The organism is Flavobacterium sp. R1_16, assembly GCF_057652095.1.
The window spans coordinates 40,869-67,241 of sequence record NZ_JBYFCG010000002.1; the positions used below are offsets into that span (position 1 = coordinate 40,869).

Below are 26,373 nucleotides of genomic sequence, written 5' to 3' on the forward strand. Positions count from 1 at the left end.
AATTTACACCTGTTTTAAGTCTCTAAAATAATCAAGCTTTGCATTTCACTCAATGTAACCATGAATATCTCAATGGCTTGAAAAAAATTAAATGTTCATAACATTTCTAGTACCCTTTTTATAAATTATAAAAAAACAAAATGAACTATCGTAAACTTGGAAAAACAAATTTCAATATTTCTGAAATAGCACTTGGTACTTGGCAGGTTGGCGGAAAATGGGGATCACCATTTAATGATAAAACAGCCGATGAACTACTTCATACCGCTATAGACAACGGTGTAAATTTTATTGATACAGCCGATGTTTATGAAAACGGACTCAGTGAAACTGCAGTAGGTCGAGTTGTTCGCTCCCGTTCCGAAAGAATATATGTAGCTACTAAGTGTGGTCGACACATAAATCCGCATGTGAATGAAGGATATCAGCCCAAAGCACTTCAAAAATTTGTAGAAGATAGCCTCAAAAGAATGGGATTAGAAACATTGGATCTCATTCAATTGCATTGTCCACCCAATCAAGTATTTTACAGACCCGAAATTTTCGAATTATTTGATAGATTGAAAGAACAAGGTAAAATTTTAAATTTAGGAGTCAGTGTAGAAAAAGTTGAAGAAGCTATAAAAGCGATTGAATTTTCTAATGTTACATCCGTTCAAATAATTTTTAATCTTTTTCGCCAACGTCCATCGGAATTGTTTTTTTCGGAGGCACAAAAGAAAGACATTGGAATTATTGCGAGAGTCCCTTTAGCCAGCGGATTATTGACTGGATTATTTGATTCCAAAACTAATTTTGGAGACCAGGACCATCGCAACTTTAATCGTGATGGTGCTGCATTTGACAAAGGTGAAACCTTTTCGGGTATTAATTACGACTTGGGACTAAAAGCTGTTCAAGCATTAAAAGAGATTTTTCCTGAAGCAACGAATCTAGCACCATTCGCCCTTCAATGGATTTTATCCCATCACGAAATAAGTTGTATTATTCCGGGATCATCAAAAGCGAGTCATGTAATGTCAAACCTTTCACTTTATGGGATGCCTGAGCTAACACCAGAAAAAATAACTGCCATGAATGCTGTTTATGAGCAGTATATAAAAACAGAAGTTCACCAGCTTTGGTAATTCAATATCTTTACTAAAAATATTAAGTGTTATGCAAATCGACTTTTTACAATGGATGGGCTATGTTGCATCCGTAATGATAATGGTATCCATGATGATGAATTCAATTATCAAGTTTAGATGGATTAATCTGGGAGGGGCACTACTGTTTTCTACTTATGGCTTTTTGATTCACGCCTACCCTGTTGGTATTCTTAACGGAATAATTGTGTTGGTAGATGTTTACTATTTGATAAACATTTATTCCAAAAAAGAGACATTTGAAATACTAGAAATAAATTCTGAAAGTGAATACCTCAAATTATTTTTAAAATTTCATGATGCTCGAATTCAAAAAATACTACCTGGATTCCAATACAATCCCGATAGAAATACCGTCAGCTTCTTTATATTGCGAAATACAGCTGTAGCTGGAATGTTTTTAGCACATCGCGAAAACGAAACGGTGCTTCATGTGGGTTTAGATTATGTATTGCCGGAATACAAAGATTTTAAAAACGGGAAATACGTATACTTCAAACTCAAACAAAAATTTATCGACGCTGGATATACCAGTGTGGTTGCCAAAGGCAATAATCAAAACTATTTCAAATACCTTAAAAAATTAGGATTTAAAGAAGTTAGTCCCGGCACTTTTACTAAAGAGTTGTAAATTAGTTATAATTTACATATAATTAAATCCCAGCTATAACCTTAATCTCATTTATAATTCTAATTGCCAAGTCATCGGCTAGTTGTTGGGTAGCGGCTTCGGTATAAATTCTAATAATAGGTTCCGTATTGGATTTACGCAAATGCACCCAGTTTTCGGCAAAGTCAATTTTTACACCGTCAATGGTCGTGATGTTTTCATTTTTATATTTCTCGGTCATGGCAACAAGAATCGCATCTACATCAATTTGAGGCGTCAATTCGATTTTGTTTTTGCTCATGTAATATTGTGGGTAACTGGCTCGTAATTCGGCAACTGTTTTGTCTTGATTGGCTAAATAGGTTAAGAACAAAGCCACACCCACCAAGCTATCGCGTCCGTAATGCAACTCTGGATAAATGATTCCGCCGTTTCCTTCACCCCCAATAATGGCATTATTTTTCTTCATCAATTCTACCACGTTCACCTCGCCTACTGCACTCGCCTCGTACTTTCCGTGGTATTTGTTGGTTATATCGCGCAACGCACGTGATGAACTCATATTAGACACCGTGTTTCCTGGAGTTTTGCTCAATACATAATCGGCACAAGCCACAAGCGTATATTCTTCTCCAAACATTTCTCCATCATTTGAAATAAAAGCCAATCTATCTACATCAGGGTCTACCACAATCCCGAAATCGGCTTTTTCATCGATAACTAATTGGCAGATATCTCCAAGATGTTCTTTTAAAGGTTCTGGATTGTGAGGAAAATGACCATTGGGTTCACAGTACAGTTTAACCACCTCTACTCCCATTTGCTCCAGCAGGTTTGGAATAATAATCCCTCCCGATGAATTTACGGCATCTACCACCACTTTGAACTTTTTGGTTTTTACCAAATCGGCATCTACTAGAGGTAATTCCAATACTTCATCAATATGAATGTCCATGTAAGCATCGTTTACAGTAACGGTTCCAAGGCTATCCACATCAGAAAAATCAAAGGCTTCGGCTTCGGCAATTTCAAGAATTTTTTCTCCTTCGGCTCCGCTTAAAAATTCACCTTTTTCGTTCAATAATTTCAAGGCATTCCATTGTTTCGGATTGTGAGAGGCGGTTAGGATAATTCCACCGTCGGCTTTTTCTAGAGGAACAGCCACTTCTACAGTTGGCGTCGTAGAAAGCCCTAAATCAATAACATCGATTCCTAAACCAATCAAGGTATTTACTACCAAATTATGTATCATGGGGCCAGAAATACGAGCGTCGCGACCTATAACAACCTTTAATTTGTCATTCTGACGTGAGGAAGAATCTCTACTGTTTTTTAAAAATGTTCCATAGGCCGAAGCGAATTTTACAGCATCAACAGGAGTAAGATTATCGCCTACTTTCCCGCCTATAGTTCCTCGAATTCCTGATATTGATTTTATTAAAGTCATTGGTATTTATTTTAAATTTTGAATTATAAAGTTTAACTTGCTGACAAATATAATAATTGAAGGATAATAAAAGTCTTTTGAAAATTAAAATTGTTATAGTAGACGAATGAACTTTCTAGCACACATCTATCTTTCGGGAGACAATAGTTTGATTAAAATTGGCAATTTCATGGCCGATGGGATTCGTGGTAAGCATTTTGAACGTTTTCCTCCTGATGTTCAAAAAGGCATCGTCTTGCATCGCGCTATTGATACCTTCACCGATGCTCACCCTATTTTTAGAGAAAGTACAAAACGTTTACATGGAAAGTTTCATCACTATTCAGGGGTTATTGTAGATGTGTTTTACGACCATTTTCTGGCTAAAAATTGGACGCGCTATACATCGGAAGACTTGGTCTCTTTTGCTGAAAATTTTTATCAATCCTTACAAGATAATCATGAAATGCTAACGGATAAAACCAAAGGAATGCTGCCTTATATGATGCAATACAATTGGTTGGTAAGCTATGAAACGGTAACTGGTATAGAACGTATTCTAACCCAAATGGATCATCGAATAAAAAACAACTCCAACATGCGTTTTTCAATTGAAGATTTAAAGTTGTTTTATACTGAATTTGAAGAAGAATTTACTTTGTTTTTTGAAGAATTGAGGGCTTATTGTTCAGAAAAATTACTTTCACTATGAGAAAAAGAATGTTGCTTTTTTCTATTTTACTTTGTTTACTTTCTGCTAAAATAGTGGCTCAAACTGGACTCATTGCTTCAAAAGCGATGGTCGTTTCTGCTCGAGAGGAAGCATCACAAATTGGTGTTAGTATTATGAAACAAGGAGGCAACGCCTTTGATGCTATGGTGGCAACAGAATTAGCATTGGCAGTTGCTTACCCCTATGCAGGCAATATTGGTGGTGGTGGTTTTATGGTGTACAGAAAAGCAAATGGCGAAATAGGAGCTTTAGACTACCGAGAAAAAGCCCCTTTGTTAGCTTCAAAAGACATGTATCTGGATAAAAATGGGACTATAATTCCTAATTTAAGCGTAAACGGCGCATTGGCCATTGGCGTTCCTGGGACTATTGCTGGAATTTTTGCTGTTCATGAAAAATTCGGAAAACTTTCCATTGAAGAAATTATGAAGCCCGTGATTGATTTGGCTAAAAAAGGGATTATTGTAACCCCTAAACAAGAAAAACAATTGCAAACTTACTATGTCGATATCATTAGAATTAGTGGAAAAGAAACGCTTCTAGCGCATCCATATAAGACTGGAGATACTATAAAATATCCGGCATTAGCAGCAACATTAACCCGAATCATGCAAAAGGGTAAGGATGAATTTTATAAAGGAGAAACAGCAGAAAAAATGGTTGCATTTATACAAAAAAATGGAGGCATTATCTCCTTGGACGATTTGTCAAAATACGAAGCCAAATGGAGAACTCCCATCACTTTTGCATACAAAGATTTAAAAGTTATTTCCATGTCTCCACCATCTAGTGGAGGAATTACTTTAGGGCAAATAATGAAAATGATTGAGCCTTATTCACTTTCAAAATTCGGGCATAATTCTGAAAAATCAATACAAATTATCACGGAAGCGGAACGCAGGGCTTATGCTGATAGGAATTATTTTCTTGGTGACCCTGATTTCATTAAAATTCCTCAAAATAAAATACTTAACAGACGTTATTTAAAAAATAGAATGAAATCTTTTGATTGGAATAAAGCGACACCTTCTTCAGAAGTTTCACACGGTAACATCACCATTTCAGAAAGTAACGAAACCACACATTATTCCATAATTGACACTGAAGGAAACTCGGTTTCAGCCACCACAACTTTAAATGGAGCGTATGGTTCCAAATTATATTGTGACGAATTAGGCTTTTTTTTCAATAATCAAATGGATGACTTTAGTGCTAAACCAGGTGCAGCAAATTCCTATGGTTTAGTTGGCGCAGAAGCGAATAGTATTGCACCAGAAAAAAGAATGTTGAGCTCTATGACTCCGACCATCATTGAAAAAAACGGCAAACTCTCTATGGTACTCGGCACTCCGGGAGGTTCTACAATTATTACTTCAGTTTTACAAACGATTCTAAATGTTTACGAATACAAAATGAGTATGCAAGAGACTGTGAATGCTCCTCGATTTCATCATCAATGGTTACCTGATGAAGTTATTCTCGACCCAAAAGGATTTTCAGAAGAGGTTATTTCCAATTTAAGTAAAAAAGGCTATTCAATCAATCTAAAGACCACTCCTGTTATTGGAAAAGTTGATGCGATATTCGTCTTACCTGATAACAATTTAGAAGGCGGAGCAGATTATCGAGGTGATGATAAGGCCGTTGGATATTAAAAAAAAGTAAATATGGGTTTTATTACTGAACTAGAAACAGCATTTGATGAAAGGAGAAATAATGGTGATGCTATTCCTATGGAAAAGTATATGAAGAATCATTTCCCTTTTTTCGGTATCAAAACAGAGGAAAGGAGAGCTATTTTTAAAGCTATTTTCAAGAAAAACAAAGAGGAAATAGTAGCTAATTCAAGGACAATTGCAGCGGAATTATATCTAAAAAAAGAGCGGGAATTTCATTATTGTGCCATAGAAATTTTAATTCAAACGCTAAAAAATAAATATACAAGAGAGGATATTCATCTCATTGAAAAACTATTGGTAACCAATTCCTGGTGGGACAGTGTGGACACTATTTCTAAGTTTGTATTAGGTCAATATTTACTAGAGTTTCCCGATGAAACCGAAACTGTCATTAAGCAATTTTCAAATTCTGAAAATATGTGGTTAAATAGAAGTGCTATTTTGTTTCAATTGGGCTATAAACAAAAAACAAATCAAACTATTCTATTCAGGGAATGCAGTAAACATTCACAATCCAATGCGTTTTTTATTCAAAAAGCGATTGGGTGGGCTTTGAGAGAATTTGGTAAAACAAATCCTGAAGCAGTGAAAGCTTTTGTTGGACAATCAAAATTAAAAGCATTGAGCAGAAAAGAAGCTATGAAAAATTTATCTTAGAGCTAAATTAGTGGTAAATTTGCCCCTTTCACAGAAAACCCATGTTTAAAAAATTATTTTACAAATTAGAAGAACTTATTGTTTGGGGCCAAAGTAAGCTCACTAACAAGCAATTTATATTCTTGTCTAGTGTTTTGGTTGGTATTTCTGTCGCCATAGCTGTAATAGTTTTAAAAACTTTCGCACACTGGGTTTACGCTTTTGCCATACGTATTAATAAAATCTTGAATTTGAATTTTATTGATAGTATCTTACCCATACTGGGAATTTTACTCACCGTTTTTGTTGTAAAAAAAGTATTAGGTGGCACCATCGAAAAAGGGACTTCCCAGATTCTATATGCTGTTGCTAAAAAAGCAAGTATTATTCCTAAAAAACAGATGTACGCTCAGATTGTAACTAGCTCGCTAACGGTAGGTTTAGGAGGCTCTGCTGGTTTAGAAAGTCCCATTGTAATTACTGGTGCTGCATTTGGTTCCAATTATGCTCAAAAATATAAATTGCGATACAAAGACCGTACACTTCTCATTGGTTGTGGGGTTGCAGCAGGAATTGCAGCCGCTTTTAATGCACCCATTGCTGGTGTTCTATTTGCCATAGAAGTCTTGTTGGTTGATGTGAGTATTTCTGCATTTACACCTATAATGATTGCAGCTGCCACTGGTGCTTTAGTTTCTGCAATCGCATTGGATGAGACGATACTTTTGTCATTTAAACAGCAGCAAAGTTTTAATTATCATAATATCCCATATTACGTTATATTAGGTTTATGTACTGGTTTTATTTCAGTTTACTATTCTAGAAATTTTCAAAGAGTAGAGCATCTTTTTTCAAGATTGCGAATGTCTCCATACAAAAAAGGGCTGTTTGGTGCTTCTATATTAGCGGTATTGATTTTTATTTTTCCAACTCTTTTTGGAGAAGGTTATGAAAGCATAAAAATATTATCCGAGAGCGATCCGGGTCAATTATTAGAGAATACTTTATTCAGTAGTTTTAGAAACAACAATTGGGCTTTACTTCTTTTTGTGGGCTCTGCGGTATTGATTAAAGCTTTTGCTACTGGAATTACAATTGGTAGCGGAGGTAATGGAGGTAACTTTGCTCCTTCTCTATTCCTTGGCTCTTATGTTGGTTTTTTCTTCTCTAAGCTTTTAGGTCTAATAGGAATAGTAAAACTACCTGTAAGTAATTTTACCATGGTAGGTATGGCAGGAATCCTGAGCGGCTTATTTCATGCTCCACTAACAGCGATATTTCTTATTGCAGAAATTACTGGAGGCTACGACTTAATGATTCCCTTGATGATTGTATCTTCAATAAGTTTTGCAATTTCAAAACGCTTTGAAAAACATTCATTGGATGTAAAAAATTTAGCTCGAAAAGGAAATGCTTTTACCAGCAATAAAGACACGAATATTTTATCGACAATTGATACTGAAAAAATAATTCAAACCGACTATTTGACTGTTACAGCTGATGAAAATTTAGAAAAATTAGTTGATCTAATTTCACATTCCAACCAAGTTGTATTTGCAGTCGTTAATTCTGATAAAGAATTGCTGGGAGTGATACATTTTAATGACATTCGAGAAATTATATTCAGTACTTTTAAAGTAAAATATACCTCTATAAAAGAAGTCATGAGTGCCCCAAAAGAAATTATCTATCCCTCAGATAGTATGGAAACGGTAATGAACAAATTTGAAACTTCAAAAGTAGCGTTCTTACCAGTACTCAAAAACGGAAAATATTTTGGATTTATCTCCAAATCAATTGCTCTTGAAGAATATCGAAGCCGATTAAAATCAATGACAATAGATTAATTTATTATCGGATAAGTATTTTTTTTAATATTACCGATATTTTTTGTATCTTTGTGGGGTTATGTGGGAAATTAATTTAGATTATCGAGCAGAGATGCAAACAACCTTTGATAGATTGTTTGAAAAAAAGCAAATTTTGCAATCCAGCAGACCTTTGCCTACTATTGCTTTACAAAAAATCAAAGAAAGTTTATCCATAGAATGGACGTATAACTCTAATAGTATAGAAGGAAATACTTTAAGTCTTCGAGAAACTCAAATGGTTATTCAAGAAGGAATAACTATTAAAGGTAAATCGCTCAGAGAACATTTTGAAACGCATAACCACGATAAAGCAATTGACTATTTGTACTCTATAGTTAATGATAAATACATATTGCGTTCAATTGATATTCTTGAGCTTCATAGATTAGTTTTACGTTCCATCGAAGATGATTTTGCAGGTCGAATTCGCAATGGTGGAGTTCGTATTTCTGGCGCAAATTTTACACCACCAAACGCCAGTAAGGTTTCGAATTTATTAGATGATTTAATTCATTTTGTAAATACTAATCCGCTATCGCTGAATACAATTGAACTGGCTACTGTATTTCATCACAAATTGGTTTGGATTCATCCTTTTTTTGATGGCAATGGAAGAACAGTTCGATTGGCTATGAATTTACTCTTGATGCGTTGTGGTTTCCCGCCTGCAATAATTTTAAAAAATGACAGAAAAAAATATTACGAAGCCTTAAATCAGGCCAATAATGGTAACTATCAAAAATTAACCTTATTGATGTCACAAGCCTTAGAGAGAACTTTAAATATTTATATTAATGCTTTACCAGATAATGATAAAGAATATATTGAAATATCTAATTTAGTTAGCGAACCCAATATGGCCTATGGTCAGGAATACATTAGTTTACTCGCCAGACAAGGTAAAATAGACGCCTACAAAGAAGGCCGAAACTGGTTAACAACCAGAGAGGCAGTAGAAAACTACATCCTTAATCGAAAAAGAAAACGATAACTTGAGTTGTCGATTTCTTATTTTCCATTTAACAAAATCTTCTCAACCGTTGTATCAAAAGAATAAACCAAAATGATACCTTTGCATTTTGCCAAAAATTATGCTAGAAAACGACAATACTATTGAAGTATTAGGAGCGCGAGTTCACAATCTTAAAAACATCGATGTTTCCATTCCAAGAGAGAAATTGGTAGTCATTACTGGACTTTCGGGTTCAGGAAAGTCTTCTTTGGCTTTTGATACCATTTATGCCGAAGGACAACGTCGTTATGTAGAAACCTTCTCGGCCTATGCCAGACAGTTCTTAGGCGGATTAGAACGTCCTGATGTTGATAAAATTGATGGACTGTCGCCAGTAATTGCTATTGAACAAAAAACAACAAGTAAAAGCCCCCGATCTACAGTGGGTACCATTACTGAAATTTATGATTTTCTTCGATTGCTTTTTGCTCGAGCTGCTGACGCCTACAGCTATAACACGGGTGAAAAAATGGTTTCGTATAGTGACGAACAAATTAAGGAACTAATCACAAATGATTTTAAAGGAAAGCGAATCAATATTTTAGCTCCAGTAATTAGAGCTAGAAAAGGACATTATGGAGAATTATTCCAACAAATTGCCAAGCAAGGTTTTTTGAAAGTTAGAATAAATGGAGAAATAAAAGACATTACTCCTGGAATGAAATTGGATCGATACAAAACTCATGATATTGAAATTGTTATTGATAGAATGGTAATTGAAGATTCCGCAGAGAATGAAAAACGATTAAATGAAAGTATCAAAACAGCTATGTATCATGGCGAAAATGTTTTAATGGTACTTGATCAAGATTCAGAAAAAATTCGCTTTTTTAGTAGAAATTTGATGTGTCCTACAACGGGAATCTCCTATCAAAATCCAGAACCCAACCTGTTTTCGTTCAATTCCCCAAAAGGAGCTTGCGAGCATTGTAATGGACTTGGTACAATAAATGAAATTAATTTAAAAAAGATAATTCCTAACCCAAATTTATCAATTAAAAATGGAGGTTTTGCTCCATTGGGCGAATATAAATCGTCTTGGATTTTTAAACAATTAGAGATTATTGGGGAAAAATATAATTTTAAATTAACAGATGCTATTGAGACCATTTCTGAGGAAGCCATGGAAATGATACTGAATGGCGGCAAAGAAAAATTCTCGGTAGAATCTAAAACATTAGGCATTACTAAAGAATATAAAATTGAATTTGAAGGAATTTCGCATTTCATAAAAAATCAACACGACGAAAGCGGTTCGGCTACCATAAAACGTTGGGCAAAAGAATTTATGGACGAAGTAAAATGTCCTGTTTGCGAAGGTTCTCGATTAAAAAAAGAAGCCCTATTTTTTAAAATTAATGGAAAAAATATTTCAGAGTTATGCGATTTAGACATTTCAGACTTGACCAATTGGTTCGGAAATATAAATTCATATTTATCTAATAAACAAAATATTATAGCTTCTGAAATAATTAAAGAGATTAAAGACCGATTGAATTTTTTGATGAATGTAGGATTGAATTATTTGGCTCTTAGCCGAAGTTCAAAATCGCTTTCTGGTGGTGAGGCGCAACGCATTCGGTTGGCTACTCAAATTGGTTCTCAATTGGTTGGGGTTTTATACATTTTAGATGAGCCCAGTATTGGATTGCATCAACGGGATAATGAAAAATTGATTCATTCTTTGGAACAACTACGAGATATTGGAAATTCTGTGATTGTGGTGGAACACGATAAAGACATGATTGAGCGAGCCGATTATGTTATTGACATAGGTCCAAAAGCTGGAAAATATGGCGGGGAGATTATCAGCAAGGGAACACCTGATGAAATTTTGAAAGATCATACAACGACAGCCATGTATTTGAATGGAGAGATGAAAATTGAGATTCCTAAAAAACGACGCCCAGGAAATGGAAAATTTCTAAAATTAATTGGAGCTACGGGAAATAATCTCAAAAATGTTTCTATAGAATTGCCTTTGGGAAAAATGATATGCGTTACAGGAGTTTCTGGGAGCGGAAAATCTACTTTAATCAATGAAACACTCTACCCTATTTTAAATGAATTTTATTTTAACGGAGTAAAGAAACCACAACCGTATAAAAAAATTGAAGGATTAGAACATATTGACAAGGTTATCGATATTGACCAAAGCCCTATTGGCAGAACGCCTCGTTCTAATCCTGCAACCTACACCGAAGTTTTTACAGAAATTAGAAATCTATTTACAATGACTTCAGAAAGTATGATTAGGGGATACAAAGCGGGACGTTTCAGTTTTAATGTAAAAGGTGGTCGATGTGAAACCTGCGAGGGTGCTGGAGTTCGAACTATTGAAATGAATTTTTTACCAGATGTATATGTAGAATGTGAAACCTGTCAGGGCAAACGTTTTAACAGAGAAACATTAGAGATTCGTTACAAAGGAAAATCCATTTCAGATGTGTTAAATATGACCGTTGATGAAGCAGTTCCTTTCTTTGAAAACATTCCGAAAATTTACCGAAAAGTAAAGACCATTCAAGATGTTGGATTGGGTTATATCACTCTAGGTCAACAAAGCACAACACTTTCGGGTGGTGAAGCCCAACGTATTAAATTAGCCGGTGAATTGTCTAAAAAAGATACTGGAAATACATTGTATATTCTGGATGAGCCCACAACTGGATTGCATTTTGAAGATATTAGAGTTTTAATGGATGTAATAAATAAATTAGTTGACAAGGGCAATACTATTCTAATTATAGAGCATAATTTAGACGTAATTAAATTGGCTGATTACATCATAGACATTGGTCCAGAGGGTGGTAAAGGTGGCGGACAAGTCGTTGCTCAGGGCACACCTGAAGAAATTGTAAAAAATAAAAAAGGATACACTGCTCAGTTTTTGAAAAAAGAATTACTTTAGCGGGCTTTTTTTATGAATTTATATACTGTTTATAAAAAATTTAATTGAAAAATGAATTAAAAATATGAAATTACAAGATTTTGATAATGATGAGGAAAAAGTCATTCAAGACAAGTTGAAACAAAAAACTTGGAACGAAATTAGAACGAATGACAGTTGGGCAATTTTTAAAATTATGTCTGAGTTTGTTAATGGTTATGAGACCATGGCACGAATCGGACCCTGCGTAACTATTTTTGGTTCAGCTCGAATTAAGCCTGAGCACGAATACTATAAATTAGCCGAAAAAATTGCTTACAAAATCAGTAAAGCTGGATATGGCGTAATCACTGGTGGAGGACCTGGTATAATGGAAGCAGGAAATAAAGGAGCTCACAATGGTGGTGGGACTTCTGTTGGTTTGAATATTGAATTGCCATTCGAGCAACATTTTAATCCGTACATTGATAAAGATAAAAACCTGAATTTTGATTATTTCTTTGTTCGTAAAGTAATTTTCGTGAAATATTCTCAAGGTTTTGTGGTTATGCCTGGAGGTTTCGGAACTTTAGACGAAATGTTTGAAGCGTTAACTTTAATCCAAACTAAAAAAATTGGTAAGTTTCCAATCATTCTTGTGGGTTCAAGTTTTTGGGCTGGATTAATCGATTGGATTAAAGCAGTTTTAGTCGAGCAAGAAAGAACAGTAAATGCAGAAGATTTAAATTTATTTAAAGTTGTTGACTCTGCTGACGAGGTACTAGAAACACTGGATAATTTCTATAAAAAATACAATCTAAGTCCTAATTTCTAGAAAGAATTCAACATTTTAGATTCCAAATCCCAATACTTTTAATTGATTGGAATTTAGCTACGCTTAATTCGTCTTTGGCTTGGGTGGAATTTGATTTTTGTTTATTTTTAATATATGTTTTTCAATTCCATACATTTCGCTATTTTTCTTCCAATTGTTTTTGTGTTGTATTGGTTTGTATGTAACAAATCAAGATCGGCACAAAATGGTGTATTGATTCTCGCTAGTTATTACTTCTACTCCTGCTGGGATTGGCGATTTTTGTTTCTGTTGATTTTCTCTACCGTATTGTGTTATTATGGAGCCTTGAAAATCGAAAAAAATGAAAATCCATCTTCAAGAAAATTTTGGCTTTGGTTAAGCATTTTTATCAACCTAGGCTTTCTAGGAATTTTTAAATATTACAACTTTTTTGCAAGTTCCTTTTCAGAGCTATTGAATTCATTTGGACTACATTCTAGTCCCATTTTACTTCAATTGATTCTTCCTGTTGGGATTTCATTCTATACGTTTCATGGCTTGTCATATATTATTGACATCTATTATAAACGAATACAATCCGAAAAGAATTTCGTTGATTATTCCTTATTCGTGAGTTATTTTCCCCTTTTGGTTGCTGGACCTATAGAGCGTGCGACACATCTTTTACCTCAATTAAAAGTCAAAAGAGAATTTAATTTTGAAAAAGCCAAAGAAGGGATTTACCAGATTTTTTGGGGTCTAGTAAAAAAAGTAGTGATTGCAGATTCTTGTGCTAATTATGCCAACGAAGTTTTCAATCATTACCCAACAATGAATTCTTTCTCCTTGTTTTTGGGCGCAATTTATTTTGCTTTTCAAATTTATGGGGATTTTTCGGGTTATTCCGATATTGCACTTGGAACTTCAAAACTATTTGGAATTGACCTATTAAAAAACTTCAATTATCCTTATTTTTCTAGAGATATCGCTGAGTTTTGGCGAAGATGGCACATTTCGCTTACCACCTGGTTTCGGGATTATTTATACATTCCTCTGGGAGGAAGCAAAGGTTCTAAATGGTTTCAGGTTAGAAATACTTTTATCATTTTCTTAGTAAGTGGTTTTTGGCACGGAGCAAGTTGGACATACATTTTTTGGGGTTTTATTAATGCCTTGTATTTTATTCCTCTTTTATTATTAAAACGGAATAGAAAAAACCTTGACGATATTTCAATAGGATTAGATTTAGAATCAGCAAAAAACATATTCAATATTCTACTAACATTTTTGATTACTTGCTTTGCTTGGATATTTTTCAGAGCAAAAACCATTCACGATGCTTTTGCCTATATTCAAAGAATGTTTGAGGATTTAAATTTTAGCAAACAATATTTTAGCATTGAACGCTACAACTATGATTTACTTCCCTTGGTGTTACTATTTGTAATTGTAGAGTGGAATAATCGAACTAAAATTGAACCCATTTCAGGAAAATACAGTTGGGTTAAATTGAGTCTATGTCTGGCAGCAATTTTGGCTTTAGGTGTCTTTTCAGATTACAAAGAATTTATTTATTTTCAGTTTTAATGAAACAGTTTTTACTATTTATTACCAAAACTTTAGCCATTCTTTTACTGACAATGGTGATGCTAGATGTAATCTATACTGCGATTTATTTAAATTCCAATTCAAGAAGTAAAATAGATTTTTTGTACAATTCTAAAGATAAAAATTATGATGTGGTTTTTCTGGGTTCTTCAAGAGTTAACAATCATTTTGTTCCTGAAATTTTTAATACTCAAGGATACAAAACCTTCAATTTTGGTATTACTCGTTCCCGATTGGATGAGTCGGCTTTGATGCTAAAACTAATGGTAGAACGGAATTACAAAATCAAGAATCTCATTCTTCAAGTCGATTTAAATATCAATACGAATGATCATTCAGAAGCGATACGGTCTTTGTTTATGCCCTATTTGCATTTTTCTAAAACCATTCGCGACCATTATAAAACCATTCCGGAATATAACAAATTGCTCTACATTCCGTTTTACAGATACATGAATTATGATGCTAGAATCGGATTTAAAGAAGCTTTTAATGCTGCTATACATAAAAAAACAAATGCTTTAGATAACGATGGCTTTTATCCTTTGATTAAAAATCAAAAGCACTTGATTCCTGCAGATTTGTCTAAATATTACCCAAAAAGAAATAAAGCCTATGAAGAAATTAAGGCAATTTGTAAAAAAAACAACATCAATTTAATTGCAATGACAACTCCAATGTGCATGAATACCATTAACAGAGATTATTTCAATCATATCAAGTCTGTTTACCCAGAAATTCATAACTTTGAAAATGCAGTTACTGATGATAAATATTTTGCTAGCTGTGGACACATGAATAGAGATGGTGCGATAGAATTTACAAAAATTGTTTTCAATGCCTTTTTCAAACCCAAAACTACCCCTTGAATAAACTAATTTGCATACTACTAGTATTCACCTTTTCTGCACACGCTCAACATTACTCAAAAATGGCTGTTGGGATAAATGTTCAGGACAAAACAGCTTCTGTTTTTCAAGAATTAACATACTATAATCAATCTACTGATACTTTATCGACCATTATTTTAAACGATTGGAATAACTCCTATTCTTCGGAAAATTCATTATTAGCAAAAAGGTTCTCTGATGAATTTAGCCGCAGTTTTTATCTAGCAAATGATAAGGCCAAAGGATTTACGAAAAACATTTCCATTTTTGATGAGAATAAATCATTTCTTGTTTGGAATAGAGATGAAGCAGTAGATCTAATTGAATTAAAACTCAACGAAAAATTGGCTCCCAATGAAAAAATACGATTATACCTCACCTACACCATTAAGCTCCCAAGCGATGAGTTTACCAAATACGGATATGGCAATTATGGCAATATCAATTTCAAGAATTGTTTTCTAACACCATCCCGATACGAAAATCATTCATTTGTAAAATACAGCAATGCGAATCTTGATGATATTGCTAACGGACTTTCCGATTATGATATCGAAGTCAAAATTCCTCTCAATTTCGAATTGACTTCAGATTTGGATGAGATAGCGAAAACAAGAACAAAAGAAAATACTAAATATCATTTTTTTGGAAAAAACAGACTCGATTTCAGTCTATTTCTTGAGCCCGTTTCAAGCTTTTATAGTTTTAAAAACAATTCTGTTGAGGTTATAACCAATTTAAGAGAAAATAAACTAGATAACATTCATAAAGCCATCGTTATTGATAGAATAGTCAATTTTGTGAACGCAGAGCTGGGTGAATATCCTCATAAAAAAATTAGTGTTTCACAAGTAGATTATGAGAGAAATCCATTCTATGGATTAAATCAATTACCTTCATTTATAAGTCCATTTTCAGACGAATTTTTGTACGAACTTAAATTTTTAAAAACCTATCTCAACAATTATCTTAGGAATACCTTAAACATAGATATTCGCAAGGATAATTGGATTTTTGATGGATTTCAAGTCTACATCATGATGCAATACATTGAGAAAAATCATCCTGAAGCCAAGATGATGGGAAATTTGTCTAAGATGAAATTACTAAAAAGTTACAATCTTATTAATCTTGATTTTAACGAGCAATACAGTTACTACTATATGCTCATGGCGAGAAAAAATTTAGATCAGCCATTGAGTGAATCCAAAGAAAAACTGATTCGTTTTAATGAAAAAATTGCCTCAAAATATCGAGCGGGACTAAGTTTTGAATACTTAGATAACTATTTAGAAAATGACATTGTTCCCGCCACTATCAAGCAATTCTATGCTATCAACAAGCAAAAACAGACATCAAGAGCCTTATTTGAAGAATTACTCAAAAAAAATGCCGATAAAAATATCAATTGGTTTTTTAATACCATCATCGATTCCCGAGCGATTATTGACTACAAGTTTAGTGACTTTTCCAAAACAAAAGACAGCGTTTCCTTTACCATAAAAAATAAAACAGGAACAATCGTTCCAATACCCGTGTATGGAGTAAAGAAAAATGAAATTATTTTTAAAAAATGGTACGATGACATCCAAAATGACAGCACTTTTACCTTAGAGCGAAAAAATGCTGATAAAATAGTTCTTAACTATAAAAACGAAGTGCCAGAATACAATTTGAGAAACAACTGGAAATCTTTAAAAGGCTTCTCTCCTACTAACAGACCCATAAAGTTTGCCTTCATGAAGGATTTAGAAGATCCCTATTACAATCAAATTTTATATGTTCCTATGCTAGCTTATAATCTTTATGATGGTGTAAGTCCAGGAATTAGATTTCATAACAAAACTATTTTAGATAAACCATTTACATTTGACGTTAACCCTTCCTACTCACCAAAAACAAATATGATGATAGGAAATTTCTCTTTCGGTATCAATCAAAATTACAGAGAAAGTAGGTTATATAATGTAAGATATACCATGAACGGTTCTTATTTTCATTATGCTCAGGATGCAGCCTATTTGAAAATAAACCCTGCCGTTATTATGAATATTAGAGAATCTAATTTTAGAGACAATAGAAAACAGGCCATTATTTTTAGATATAATATTGTTGAAAAAGAACCTTCAAAAATTATTAATGATACAAATGAAAATTATTCTGTATTCAATTTCAAATATTTCAATACCAAAACAGAAGTAACCAATCATGTGAATTTTAATTCCGATATTCAATTCTCTAGCGGTTTTGGTAAAGTAGCTGGAGAAGTTCAATACCGAAAATTGTTCAATAGCAATCGTCAAATTAATTTGCGATTGTATGCAGGAGCATTCACATACAATGATAATAAAACAAATTCCTATAATTTTGGTGTTTTTCAACCAAATGACTACCTCTTTGAACACAATTTATTTGGTCGATCGGAAACATCGGGATTGTTCAGTCAACAATTTATTCTTGCTGAAGGAGGATTCAAATCCAAAGTATTGACATCATCAATCAATCAATGGATAACAACATCAAATATGAGTTTTAATGTTTGGAATTGGATTGAAATTTATGGTGATCTTGGATTGGTTAAGAACAAATATACCAGCCCCGAATTTATCTATGATAGCGGTATTCGTCTCAATCTTGTAACCGACTATTTTGAGCTTTATTTTCCTGTGTATTCCAATTTGGGTTGGGAAATATCTCAAAATAATTATTCCGAAAAGATTCGGTTTGTCATCACATTAAGTCCAAAAACGTTAATGAATCTTTTTACAAGGAAGTGGTTTTAAACAATTGAAAAAGAATAATTGTTATGAATTAAAATTCAACGCTTCTTTTTTTTCTCTAATTCTTCAATCTTCTTATCTTTTTCTACTATCATTCTTTCATATAATTCTATTACTTTTTCTGAAAGCTGGTTAACTACAGTATTACTTATTATATTTCTCTTTTGATTTTCACTTATAATTATATATTTTTCCAAAGGAAGAATTAATTCTTCTTCTTCAATTTTATAAATACTACATATTTTATCAATCTTAGAAGTCCATGTGGCGGTTTCTCCTTTTTCCATTCTTGAGTATGTTGAAGTTGATATATTTAATCGTTCTGCAATTTCATCAAGAGTAAAACCATTTGATTTTCGCAATTGTTTTAACTTATTACCAATGGCCTTATTCATAATCAGATGGTTTTATATCAAAAATAGAAAAAAAATATTCATTTTGTGATGACTTATCTTAATAAAATGTTAACTAATTTTATAAATAACTCAAAATACAAAATTTATGATGTACAACTAGCAAAATTTAATATTATTTTATTTAAATGCTAAGAACAAAATAGCATTAGTCAGACTCTTTTCAAAACCATTTATTAAACAATAATATAACCAATTTAAATAATTACAGTATGAAAAACAAAACCTCAAAACCGTTATTAATTTTTTTATTTTTGAGTATGTCGGTAGTGTTATCTATTAATTCAGTTTATGCTCAAACTTGCATTCCATCCCCTAGACCTTATACGTTGGTTAATCTTATTGGAGCGGATGTTTCAAATACTAGCACAGATATATCAAAGACAATTATTAAAACTTCTACAATAAATATTAATAAATGGTATAACTCTGGTGGTGTATGTTCCCTAAAACTTCGAAAAGGTGAAAAAATTCAATATAAAGTTAATGCAAGTAACATCTATGTGAGTTTAACTCCATCAACTAATAATTATAACTATGATTTTAATAATACAAACTTGGTAAATGGAATTTATACTAGAGTTAATGGTACTCAGCATATAGCACATGTCTATAATAATGGTTCAACGACAAACAATTATGCGATTCCCTTGACTAGTTTTCTATCATTACCCCCTGTATATTCAATAGAATTTACAACAGACTCTAAAATTATATATAGAAGAGGTAGTACCACTTTGAATCCATCAGGAAATGTTTCTTCTGAAGTAAATGAGTTTGATATTGTTTTCTCTTTGTACAACGAAAATTCTCAAATAATTGATTTTCAAATTTTTAAATGTTGTGATGGTGATGATGATACCGACGGTGTATGCAATTCAGATGATAAATGCCAAGTGGGAGACGGAAAAGATCTTTTAGATGACAATCAAAATGGAATTCCTAACAGTTGTGATAATATAATTTCAACTCAATGTAATGATTATAATTTGTACCTCGATACAGAAGAATATTCAGGTATAGATATTTCAGGAGCTAATACTATTAAAAAATCATTTGTAGATAGTTTTACAAATGCTGGTATTAAAAATAGTAAAACCATACTAACTGAAGGAAGTTATTTAACTTATCAAGTTAAATCAGGTAAAACATTATTCTTGGGATTATCACCTAGCTCTTCCGTTGATGATAATTATGGTACAACTGGTATAAAACATGGAATATATACTAAGTCAGATAATTACATTTATGTTTGTGAAGATCAAGTAAATGAAAGAAAAACAGTAGAATACAATGAATCAACAATTTTTAAAATTTTATATGAAAATGGGAGGGTAAAATATTTCTATCGTGACAATAATTTTAATGATCCAAATTATTATAAACCAATTTACATTAGTAAAGTTTTGTATGTCCCTACCGATTTATTGAGGTTAGATTTTTCTTTGTATACAGAAGATTCAGAAATCAGAAATTTAAAAATTTGTACTCCAACACTTGCTTGTCAAAGCCCTACTGCAAATTCGACAGATAACAATAGAACATTTCCTTTTGGTAATCAATTTGTGATTACTTATAATACTGCAAATGTTACTAATGTTGTATTTAATTTGCCTGAGCCTTTAGTTGGCAGTTTTAATGAAAATCTACAAAAAATAGAAATTAAAAATAATTATATTAACAATCCTAATGGTCCTAATTTATTACCTATTGGAAATTTCAATTATTCCTTTGCTTTGACTGGACCTTGCGGTACTGTAAGCATTACTGACTCAATAGTTGTAAATACCCAATTAAGAGTAAATATGTTTTGTAATGTAGCATTGAGTGTGATGTATAACGTGATTCAAGCTGAATATGATTATGCCGCAACTCAATATCAATTTGAAATTTCAGGAGAAGCTCCATTCGCTACTCAAACTTTTTTGACTCCCGAAAGAAGTCCTAGTCATCCGAACCCCTATGCGATACAATTCCCTACAAGTTTTAACAATATTCAATATAATACGGCATATCAAATAAAAGTCAAAGCTAAAATAGCGAGTGGTTGGACCGATTGGGGGGCGGCGTGCACTATAACTACTCCAAATGCTCCATCTGCAAGAATGTCCAATACACTAAGCGATTCTATTTTTAATGTTAAAGCTTATCCAAATCCATTTTCAAGTCCATTTAAATTAGAGATCGAAAGTTCAAGCGAAGCTAGTTTAGAGATGAAAATATACGATATAATAGGACGTCAAATTGAAGCCTACAAAGCTTCAGCATCAGAACTGAATGTTCTTGAAATAGGTCGTAATTATTCCAAAGGTGTTTACAATATTTTAGTTTCACAAGGACAAAAAATAAAATCTTTGCGAGTAATCAAAAAATAATTTTAGGATAATAAATTTTGTAATGATTTTGTAAAAAAAACTCCACAAATGAGCACTGAATTTGTGGAGCTTTTTTAACTTTTAATCTTTTGAGCAAAAAACACTTCAAAAAAATTATCACAGATATACACCCAAAATCAATTCATTGCGAATTAATGAAAAAGAATTGAAATAAAGCTCCAAAAAGCAAACTAGAAATGATTAAATAGATATTTCACATTGCATATATGAATATCACTTGTTTTTAATTAAATTTGTTGCATTAAGCTATACTTTCAATTTATGATACAAGCAGAGACTAATGCGGCATTGACTTTTGAAGACTTCAAAACTGAGGTGTTAAATGATTACAAAATTGCCGTTACTAGTAGAGAATGTAGCCTTTTAGGAAGAAAAGAAGTTTTGACAGGTAAGGCAAAATTTGGAATTTTTGGTGACGGAAAAGAAGTCCCACAATTGGCCATGGCTAAAGCCTTTAGAACTGGAGATTTTCGTTCAGGTTACTACAGAGATCAAACCTTTATGATGGCTATTGGTAAATTGACTGTACAAGAATTTTTTGCTGGCTTATACGCTCATGCCGATATCAATTATGACCCTATGTCTGCTGGACGACAAATGGGTGGACATTTTCAAACGCATAGTCTAAACGAAGACGGAACTTGGAAAAATTTAACGCTCCAAAAAAATTCCAGCTCTGATATTTCTCCAACAGCAGCACAAATTCCTCGTTTATTAGGTTTGGCTCAGGCTTCCAAAATATATAAAAATGTTGAAGGTATTGATGCTACCAATTTTTCTAACAATGGTAATGAAGTAGCTTGGGGCACAATAGGTAACGCAAGCACCTCTGAAGGATTATTTTTCGAATCGATGAATGCTGCTGGAGTATTGCAAATACCTATCGTTTTGAGTGTTTGGGATGACGAATACGGAATTTCTGTTCATGCCAAATACCAAACAACCAAAGAAAGCATATCTGAAATTCTAGCAGGTTTTCAACGTAATGAAGAACAAGAGGGATTTGAAATTATAAAGGTTAAAGGTTGGGATTATGCTGAACTAGTTGCTACCTACGAAAGAGCTGGACAAATCGCCAGAGAAGAACATGTACCAGTAATAATCCACGTAATTGAACTCACTCAACCACAAGGACATTCAACATCTGGCTCTCATGAACGCTATAAAAACGAAGAGCGCTTAGATTGGGAACGCAATTTTGATTGTATCAAACAAATGAAATTGTGGATGATGGCCTACAATATTGGCACAGAAGAAGAATTGAATGAAATTGAGAAAAATGCAAAAAAGGAAGTTTTAGAAGCAAAAAAAGCAGCTTGGGAAGCCTACTTGAATCCTATAAAAACTGAAAAAGCAGAATTGATTGCTCTAATACAAAAAGTCGCTAATAGCAGTGTTAATAAAGTATTTGTACAAAAATATGCCTCTGATTTAGAGTCTAACAAAGAACCTCTTAGAAAAGATGTTTTAATAATAGCTCGTAAGGTTTTACGAATGCTTATTAATGACGAAAGTAAAGTAGAACTTTCGAAGTGGATACAAGATTACATAAAAAAAATTCAACCAAAATACAGTTCTCATTTATATTCAGAATCTAATTTTTCCGTTTTGTCCATAAAAGAAGTTTTACCTACTTATGATGAAAACAAGGAAGATGTTGATGCTCGTGTGGTTTTGAGAGACAATTTTGATGTTATTTTTAACAAATATCCCCAAACCTTAATTTTTGGTGAAGATGCGGGAAATATTGGTGATGTAAACCAAGGTCTGGAAGGAATGCAAAAAAAATACGGAAACTTTCGAGTTACTGATGTTGGCATTCGAGAAGCATCTATAATTGGTCAAGGAATAGGAATGGCTATGCGCGGATTGCGTCCAATTGCAGAAATCCAATATTTGGATTATTTACTGTATGCTATACAAATTTTAAGTGATGACCTAGCCACACTGCAATACCGTTCTTACGGAAAACAAAAAGCTCCATTGATTATTCGCACAAGAGGTCATCGACTAGAAGGTATTTGGCATTCAGGTTCTCCTATGGGCATGATTATTAATGCCTTAAGAGGAATTCATGTTTTGGTTCCTAGAAATATGACCAAAGCTGCAGGATTCTACAATACCTTGCTGGAAGCCGATGAACCTGCACTAGTTGTGGAGTGTCTTAATGGCTATAGATACAAAGAAAAATTACCAACCAACTTAGGAGAATTTAAAACGCCAATTGGTGTGGTGGAAACCATAAAAGAAGGAGAATCTATAACCTTAGTTTCTTATGGTTCTACCCTGCGTTTAGTGGAACAAGCGGCAAAAGAACTACTAGAAATTGGTATCGACTGCGAAATCATAGACGTTCAATCGTTACTGCCTTTTGATATTCATCATGATATTGTAAAGAGTATTATGAAAACGAATCGATTATTAGTTATTGACGAAGATGTACCAGGTGGAGCAACAGCCTACATGATGCAACATATACTAGAAAATCAAAATGCATACGATTATTTAGATAGCAAACCTCAAACTCTAACAGCTCAAGCACATAGACCTGCTTATGGCACCGATGGGGATTATTTTTCTAAACCTTCAGTTGAGGATATTTATGAAAAAGTCTACGCCATGATGAGCGAGGTAAATCCAAAAAAATATCCAAGTTTATATTGATATAAAAAACCAAAATACCAAAAAATCCCAATTACTGTAATTGGGATTTTTAGTTGATACCGATAAAATCATAAAATACTTTTAATGATAATTTTGTTGCAGTATGAATGAAAATCAGCACCTAATAGAACAATTTTATACCGCTTTTTCAAATCAGGATGCACAAAAAATGGCAGATTGCTATCATCAGCATGCTCAATTTAAAGACCCTGTGTTTGGAACTTTAAACAGAACTTCAACTGTAGCTATGTGGAAAATGTTGATTGAACGCAGTGAAGGTAATTTAAAAATTGAATTTTATAATCTGAATACAGCGGATAATAAGGGAACCGTAACTTGGGTAGCCACCTATAACTTTAGTAAAACCAAACGCAAAGTTGTTAATGTAATTGAGGCTTCGTTTGAGTTCAAAGACGGCTTAATCTACAGACATTCAGATGTCTTTAACTTATGGAAATGGAGCCGACAAGCATTTGGATTAAAAGGATTTTTATTGGGTTGGACTGCCTTGATGCAGGATAAAATCAAAAAACAAGCTAAAATAGCTTTAGAAAAATACCAGGTTGAGAAAAAAATCATTTAGTTTCTATTTCAAAACAAAATCCCAATCGCTATCTTTTTTATACCATAATTGACCATTGGAAACCTCTAAAGGACAGCTAAAATTATTTGTGTATAAAGCTCCCGTTCCTAATCCCTGTGGCAGTGCATTATTTTGAAGAAATGTCCATTGTGCAATCGCATTAAGTCCAACATTACTCTCTAAAGCGGAAGTAACCCACCATCCTATTTTGTGTTTATTTGCTATATCAATCCATTCTTGTGTACCACGAAAACCACCTATAAAACTAGGTTTCAAAATGATGTATTGAGGCTTGATTTTTTCCAATAACAACTCTTTTTCATTCGCAGAAAACACACCTATTAATTCTTCGTCTAATGCAATCGGAATGAGTGTGTTTTTACACAATTCTGCCATACTGTCAGTTTGATTTTTTTGAATAGGCTGTTCTATACTATGTATTTTAAATTCAGATAGTTGGTTAATTTTATATAAAGCTTCATTTGCATCAAAAGCGCCATTAGCATCCACTCTAATTTCAACTTGATCAGTACTAAAATGCTGTCGAATATACCGCAATAATTGGAGTTCTTTTTCAAAATCTATAGCACCAACTTTGAGTTTTATGCAATGAAAACCACTAGCCAATTTTTCATTGATTTGCTCCAGCATAAAATCTTCATTTCCCATCCAAACCAAACCATTTATAACTATAGATTTCTTACCAGAAGTAAAATCTGAAGGAAAAAAAACAAAGGGATTCTCACTGGCTAAAGATTGGAAAGCCATTTCAATTCCAAATTGAATGGAAGGAAATTCAATTAGGTGCTCCCAAAGCAATTCTTTTCCTAAATGTATATTCGCACAAGTCCATCGCAATTTTTCTTCATAGTCAGACCTATCATCAGCGCTCAACCCTCTTAGAAGACCGCATTCACCTACTCCTTTTTTGTTATTTTCCTCAAGAACAATAAACCAAGTTTCCTTCACGGTCATAACACCTCGGGATGTCCCTGAGGGCTTCTTGAAATTCAAAATGTATTTGTGGTAGGTTGCTTTCAAAGAAAAATAGTTATCAATTGAACATCTTTAAAATTCTGTCAAAATCATTGCTTTTTAGTCCCGCTTTTTGAAAGGCAACAAAATCCAAACTTACTTTGTCTTTCCAACTCAAACTATCCGTGACATTTTGCGATTGGTATTTTTTATAAATGGACTTTGCTTTACTGTAATTATCGTTCATCAAGTAAGCATGCGCCAAATTTAATTTTAATGCCAGTTCTGTATCGTCTAATTTCTCGCCTTCTTTAAGATACTTTAAGGCTTTTCCATATTGTTTGGTTAAAAGATACGTATTCCCTAGTGTATTGTAATCTAGTACAGTTCCTTGATTAGCACTAATAATCACCAACGATTTTTCGATTACATCAGCATATTTTCCTTGCTCGAATGAAGTGTTTATTTGACTTCGTAAAGAGGCATAAACGCTACTTGAGCCACCCATTTCTTTGAAACAGGAGTTTCCAAAATCTCTAATTATTTTAGTTTTTTCCACAGCTAACAAATTCTGATAGTCTTGGTAACGATATTCTTTCTGTACTTTTTCTAAAACACATACACAATAATCGTCTGAATTTGGCATTTTCTTCGCCAAATCGGTGGTCTTACAAAGATTTAAAATGGCTTTTCTGTTCTCTAAAGTCCATCCTCTGCTTAGTTTATTGTCAACCCACGGCACAACTTCCAGGATAATTTTTTGATTCATAATCCAATTCTTATTTTCAAAACCAAACCACAATCGGTTGGACTTTAAACAAGAAGAAGTTGTTATGGAAAGTCGTTTAGCATCTTTGTTTATAGAGTTATTTTGCACGTAACAAGCCTTTTCGGTTTTCCCGTCTTCCTTGTAGATAGAAGCTAGAGATTCATCCGAAAAAACCGCATACTTACACTTATCTTCTCCTGAAATTTTAGATAATAATAAAACTGCACCTGCCGAACCCTGACTAATTCCTGTAGGATCTGGAATTGCTTTCAGTACTGAGACCAAGCTGTTGGCCATTTGCTGATTTTCATCAAGAAGAGTTATCCTGAAAACCACTTCGGTTGTTCCTGTTGGCAAATCTTCTGATGCAATGACTACTCGGTTTCGAGCTTTAACAACTTCTTGCCTAATGGTAGAACGCTCTTTATCCCAATAGCCACTTTGCTGAGCAAATAAAAGGGTGGTGAACAAAAAAAAGACAATTGAAGTACAATGTTTATTTAGCATAAATAAGT

The 26,373-nt window shown here is 33.3% G+C and carries 19 protein-coding genes; 15 read left to right on the forward strand and 4 right to left on the reverse strand.

Translation table 11 applies throughout. From position 1 onward, the window contains the following. The first annotated feature begins 140 nt into the window (after positions 1 to 140). Both AC23L6_RS04585 and AC23L6_RS04590 read left to right on the forward strand, forming a co-directional pair. Positions 141 to 1,127: an aldo/keto reductase gene (locus AC23L6_RS04585; protein ID WP_487561211.1), complete on the forward strand. Its 987-nt coding sequence runs from the start codon at positions 141 to 143 to the stop codon at positions 1,125 to 1,127. Positions 1,128 to 1,158: 31 nt separating this feature from the next. Beyond that, a complete protein-coding gene (locus AC23L6_RS04590; protein WP_487561210.1) occupies positions 1,159 to 1,779 on the forward strand; it encodes a hypothetical protein in 621 nt (206 codons plus the stop codon). Positions 1,780 to 1,801: 22 nt separating this feature from the next. Here the strand turns inward: AC23L6_RS04590 and glmM are convergent, their stop codons facing one another. Then, positions 1,802 to 3,205: a phosphoglucosamine mutase gene (gene glmM / locus AC23L6_RS04595; protein WP_487561209.1), complete on the reverse strand. Its 1,404-nt coding sequence runs from the start codon at positions 3,203 to 3,205 to the stop codon at positions 1,802 to 1,804. 106 nt (positions 3,206 to 3,311) lie between these two features. Here glmM and AC23L6_RS04600 point away from each other — a divergent pair, with 106 nt between their 5' ends. The 10 genes from AC23L6_RS04600 to AC23L6_RS04645 all read left to right on the forward strand — a co-directional run bounded on the left by AC23L6_RS04600 (position 3,312) and on the right by AC23L6_RS04645 (position 18,061). Next, on the forward strand, positions 3,312 to 3,896 hold the full coding sequence (locus AC23L6_RS04600; RefSeq protein ID WP_487561208.1) for an acyl carrier protein phosphodiesterase: 585 nt from the start codon (positions 3,312 to 3,314) through the stop codon (positions 3,894 to 3,896). Beyond that, positions 3,893 to 5,572 (forward strand): gamma-glutamyltransferase, encoded by a 1,680-nt coding sequence (gene ggt / locus AC23L6_RS04605; protein WP_487561207.1) that lies wholly within the window; start codon positions 3,893 to 3,895, stop codon positions 5,570 to 5,572. The genes AC23L6_RS04600 and ggt overlap by 4 nt, the downstream gene beginning before the upstream one ends. A gap of 12 nt (positions 5,573 to 5,584) precedes the next feature. Further along, entirely contained in the window at positions 5,585 to 6,253 is a 669-nt protein-coding gene (locus AC23L6_RS04610; protein ID WP_487561206.1) for a DNA alkylation repair protein, read from the forward strand. 41 nt (positions 6,254 to 6,294) lie between these two features. Beyond that, the gene (locus AC23L6_RS04615) at positions 6,295 to 8,079 is read left to right on the forward strand and encodes a chloride channel protein (protein ID WP_487561205.1); all 1,785 of its coding nucleotides are present in this window, start codon (positions 6,295 to 6,297) and stop codon (positions 8,077 to 8,079) included. Between the two features lie 61 nt (positions 8,080 to 8,140). Further along, a complete protein-coding gene (locus AC23L6_RS04620; RefSeq protein WP_487561204.1) occupies positions 8,141 to 9,094 on the forward strand; it encodes a Fic family protein in 954 nt (317 codons plus the stop codon). A 100-nt stretch (positions 9,095 to 9,194) separates the two neighbouring features. Continuing rightward, on the forward strand, positions 9,195 to 12,026 hold the full coding sequence (gene uvrA, locus AC23L6_RS04625) for an excinuclease ABC subunit UvrA (RefSeq protein WP_487561203.1): 2,832 nt from the start codon (positions 9,195 to 9,197) through the stop codon (positions 12,024 to 12,026). 64 nt (positions 12,027 to 12,090) lie between these two features. After that, the gene (locus AC23L6_RS04630; RefSeq protein WP_487561202.1) at positions 12,091 to 12,819 is read left to right on the forward strand and encodes an LOG family protein; all 729 of its coding nucleotides are present in this window, start codon (positions 12,091 to 12,093) and stop codon (positions 12,817 to 12,819) included. 114 nt (positions 12,820 to 12,933) lie between these two features. Next, on the forward strand, positions 12,934 to 14,367 hold the full coding sequence (locus AC23L6_RS04635) for an MBOAT family O-acyltransferase (protein WP_487561201.1): 1,434 nt from the start codon (positions 12,934 to 12,936) through the stop codon (positions 14,365 to 14,367). Further along, positions 14,367 to 15,257, forward strand: a complete 891-nt coding sequence (locus AC23L6_RS04640; RefSeq protein ID WP_487561200.1) for a hypothetical protein — start codon at positions 14,367 to 14,369, stop codon at positions 15,255 to 15,257. Before AC23L6_RS04635 ends, AC23L6_RS04640 begins: the two co-directional genes overlap by 1 nt. 62 nt (positions 15,258 to 15,319) lie before the next feature. Next, positions 15,320 to 18,061, forward strand: coding sequence for a gluzincin family metallopeptidase (locus tag AC23L6_RS04645; RefSeq protein WP_487561199.1), 2,742 nt, complete (start codon positions 15,320 to 15,322; stop codon positions 18,059 to 18,061). A gap of 35 nt (positions 18,062 to 18,096) precedes the next feature. Here the strand turns inward: AC23L6_RS04645 and AC23L6_RS04650 are convergent, their stop codons facing one another. Beyond that, positions 18,097 to 18,453 carry a helix-turn-helix domain-containing protein gene (locus tag AC23L6_RS04650; protein WP_487561198.1) on the reverse strand — a complete coding sequence of 119 codons (357 nt, stop codon included), beginning with the start codon at positions 18,451 to 18,453 and terminating at the stop codon, positions 18,097 to 18,099. Between the two features lie 230 nt (positions 18,454 to 18,683). Here AC23L6_RS04650 and AC23L6_RS04655 point away from each other — a divergent pair, with 230 nt between their 5' ends. The 3 genes from AC23L6_RS04655 to AC23L6_RS04665 all read left to right on the forward strand — a co-directional run bounded on the left by AC23L6_RS04655 (position 18,684) and on the right by AC23L6_RS04665 (position 24,114). Further along, positions 18,684 to 20,846, forward strand: a complete 2,163-nt coding sequence (locus AC23L6_RS04655; protein ID WP_487561197.1) for a T9SS type A sorting domain-containing protein — start codon at positions 18,684 to 18,686, stop codon at positions 20,844 to 20,846. 282 nt (positions 20,847 to 21,128) lie between these two features. After that, positions 21,129 to 23,531 carry an alpha-ketoacid dehydrogenase subunit alpha/beta gene (locus AC23L6_RS04660; RefSeq protein WP_487561196.1) on the forward strand — a complete coding sequence of 801 codons (2,403 nt, stop codon included), beginning with the start codon at positions 21,129 to 21,131 and terminating at the stop codon, positions 23,529 to 23,531. 103 nt (positions 23,532 to 23,634) lie between these two features. Continuing rightward, the gene (locus AC23L6_RS04665) at positions 23,635 to 24,114 is read left to right on the forward strand and encodes a nuclear transport factor 2 family protein (protein ID WP_487561195.1); all 480 of its coding nucleotides are present in this window, start codon (positions 23,635 to 23,637) and stop codon (positions 24,112 to 24,114) included. Between the two features lie 3 nt (positions 24,115 to 24,117). On the opposite strand, the gene AC23L6_RS04670 is transcribed toward AC23L6_RS04665, so the two are convergent. Together AC23L6_RS04670 and AC23L6_RS04675 are read right to left on the reverse strand one after the other, a co-directional pair. After that, entirely contained in the window at positions 24,118 to 25,155 is a 1,038-nt protein-coding gene (locus tag AC23L6_RS04670; RefSeq protein ID WP_487561194.1) for an o-succinylbenzoate synthase, read from the reverse strand. Positions 25,156 to 25,168: 13 nt separating this feature from the next. Continuing rightward, positions 25,169 to 26,365: a tetratricopeptide repeat protein gene (locus AC23L6_RS04675; RefSeq protein WP_487561193.1), complete on the reverse strand. Its 1,197-nt coding sequence runs from the start codon at positions 26,363 to 26,365 to the stop codon at positions 25,169 to 25,171. Positions 26,366 to 26,373 lie beyond the last annotated feature (8 nt).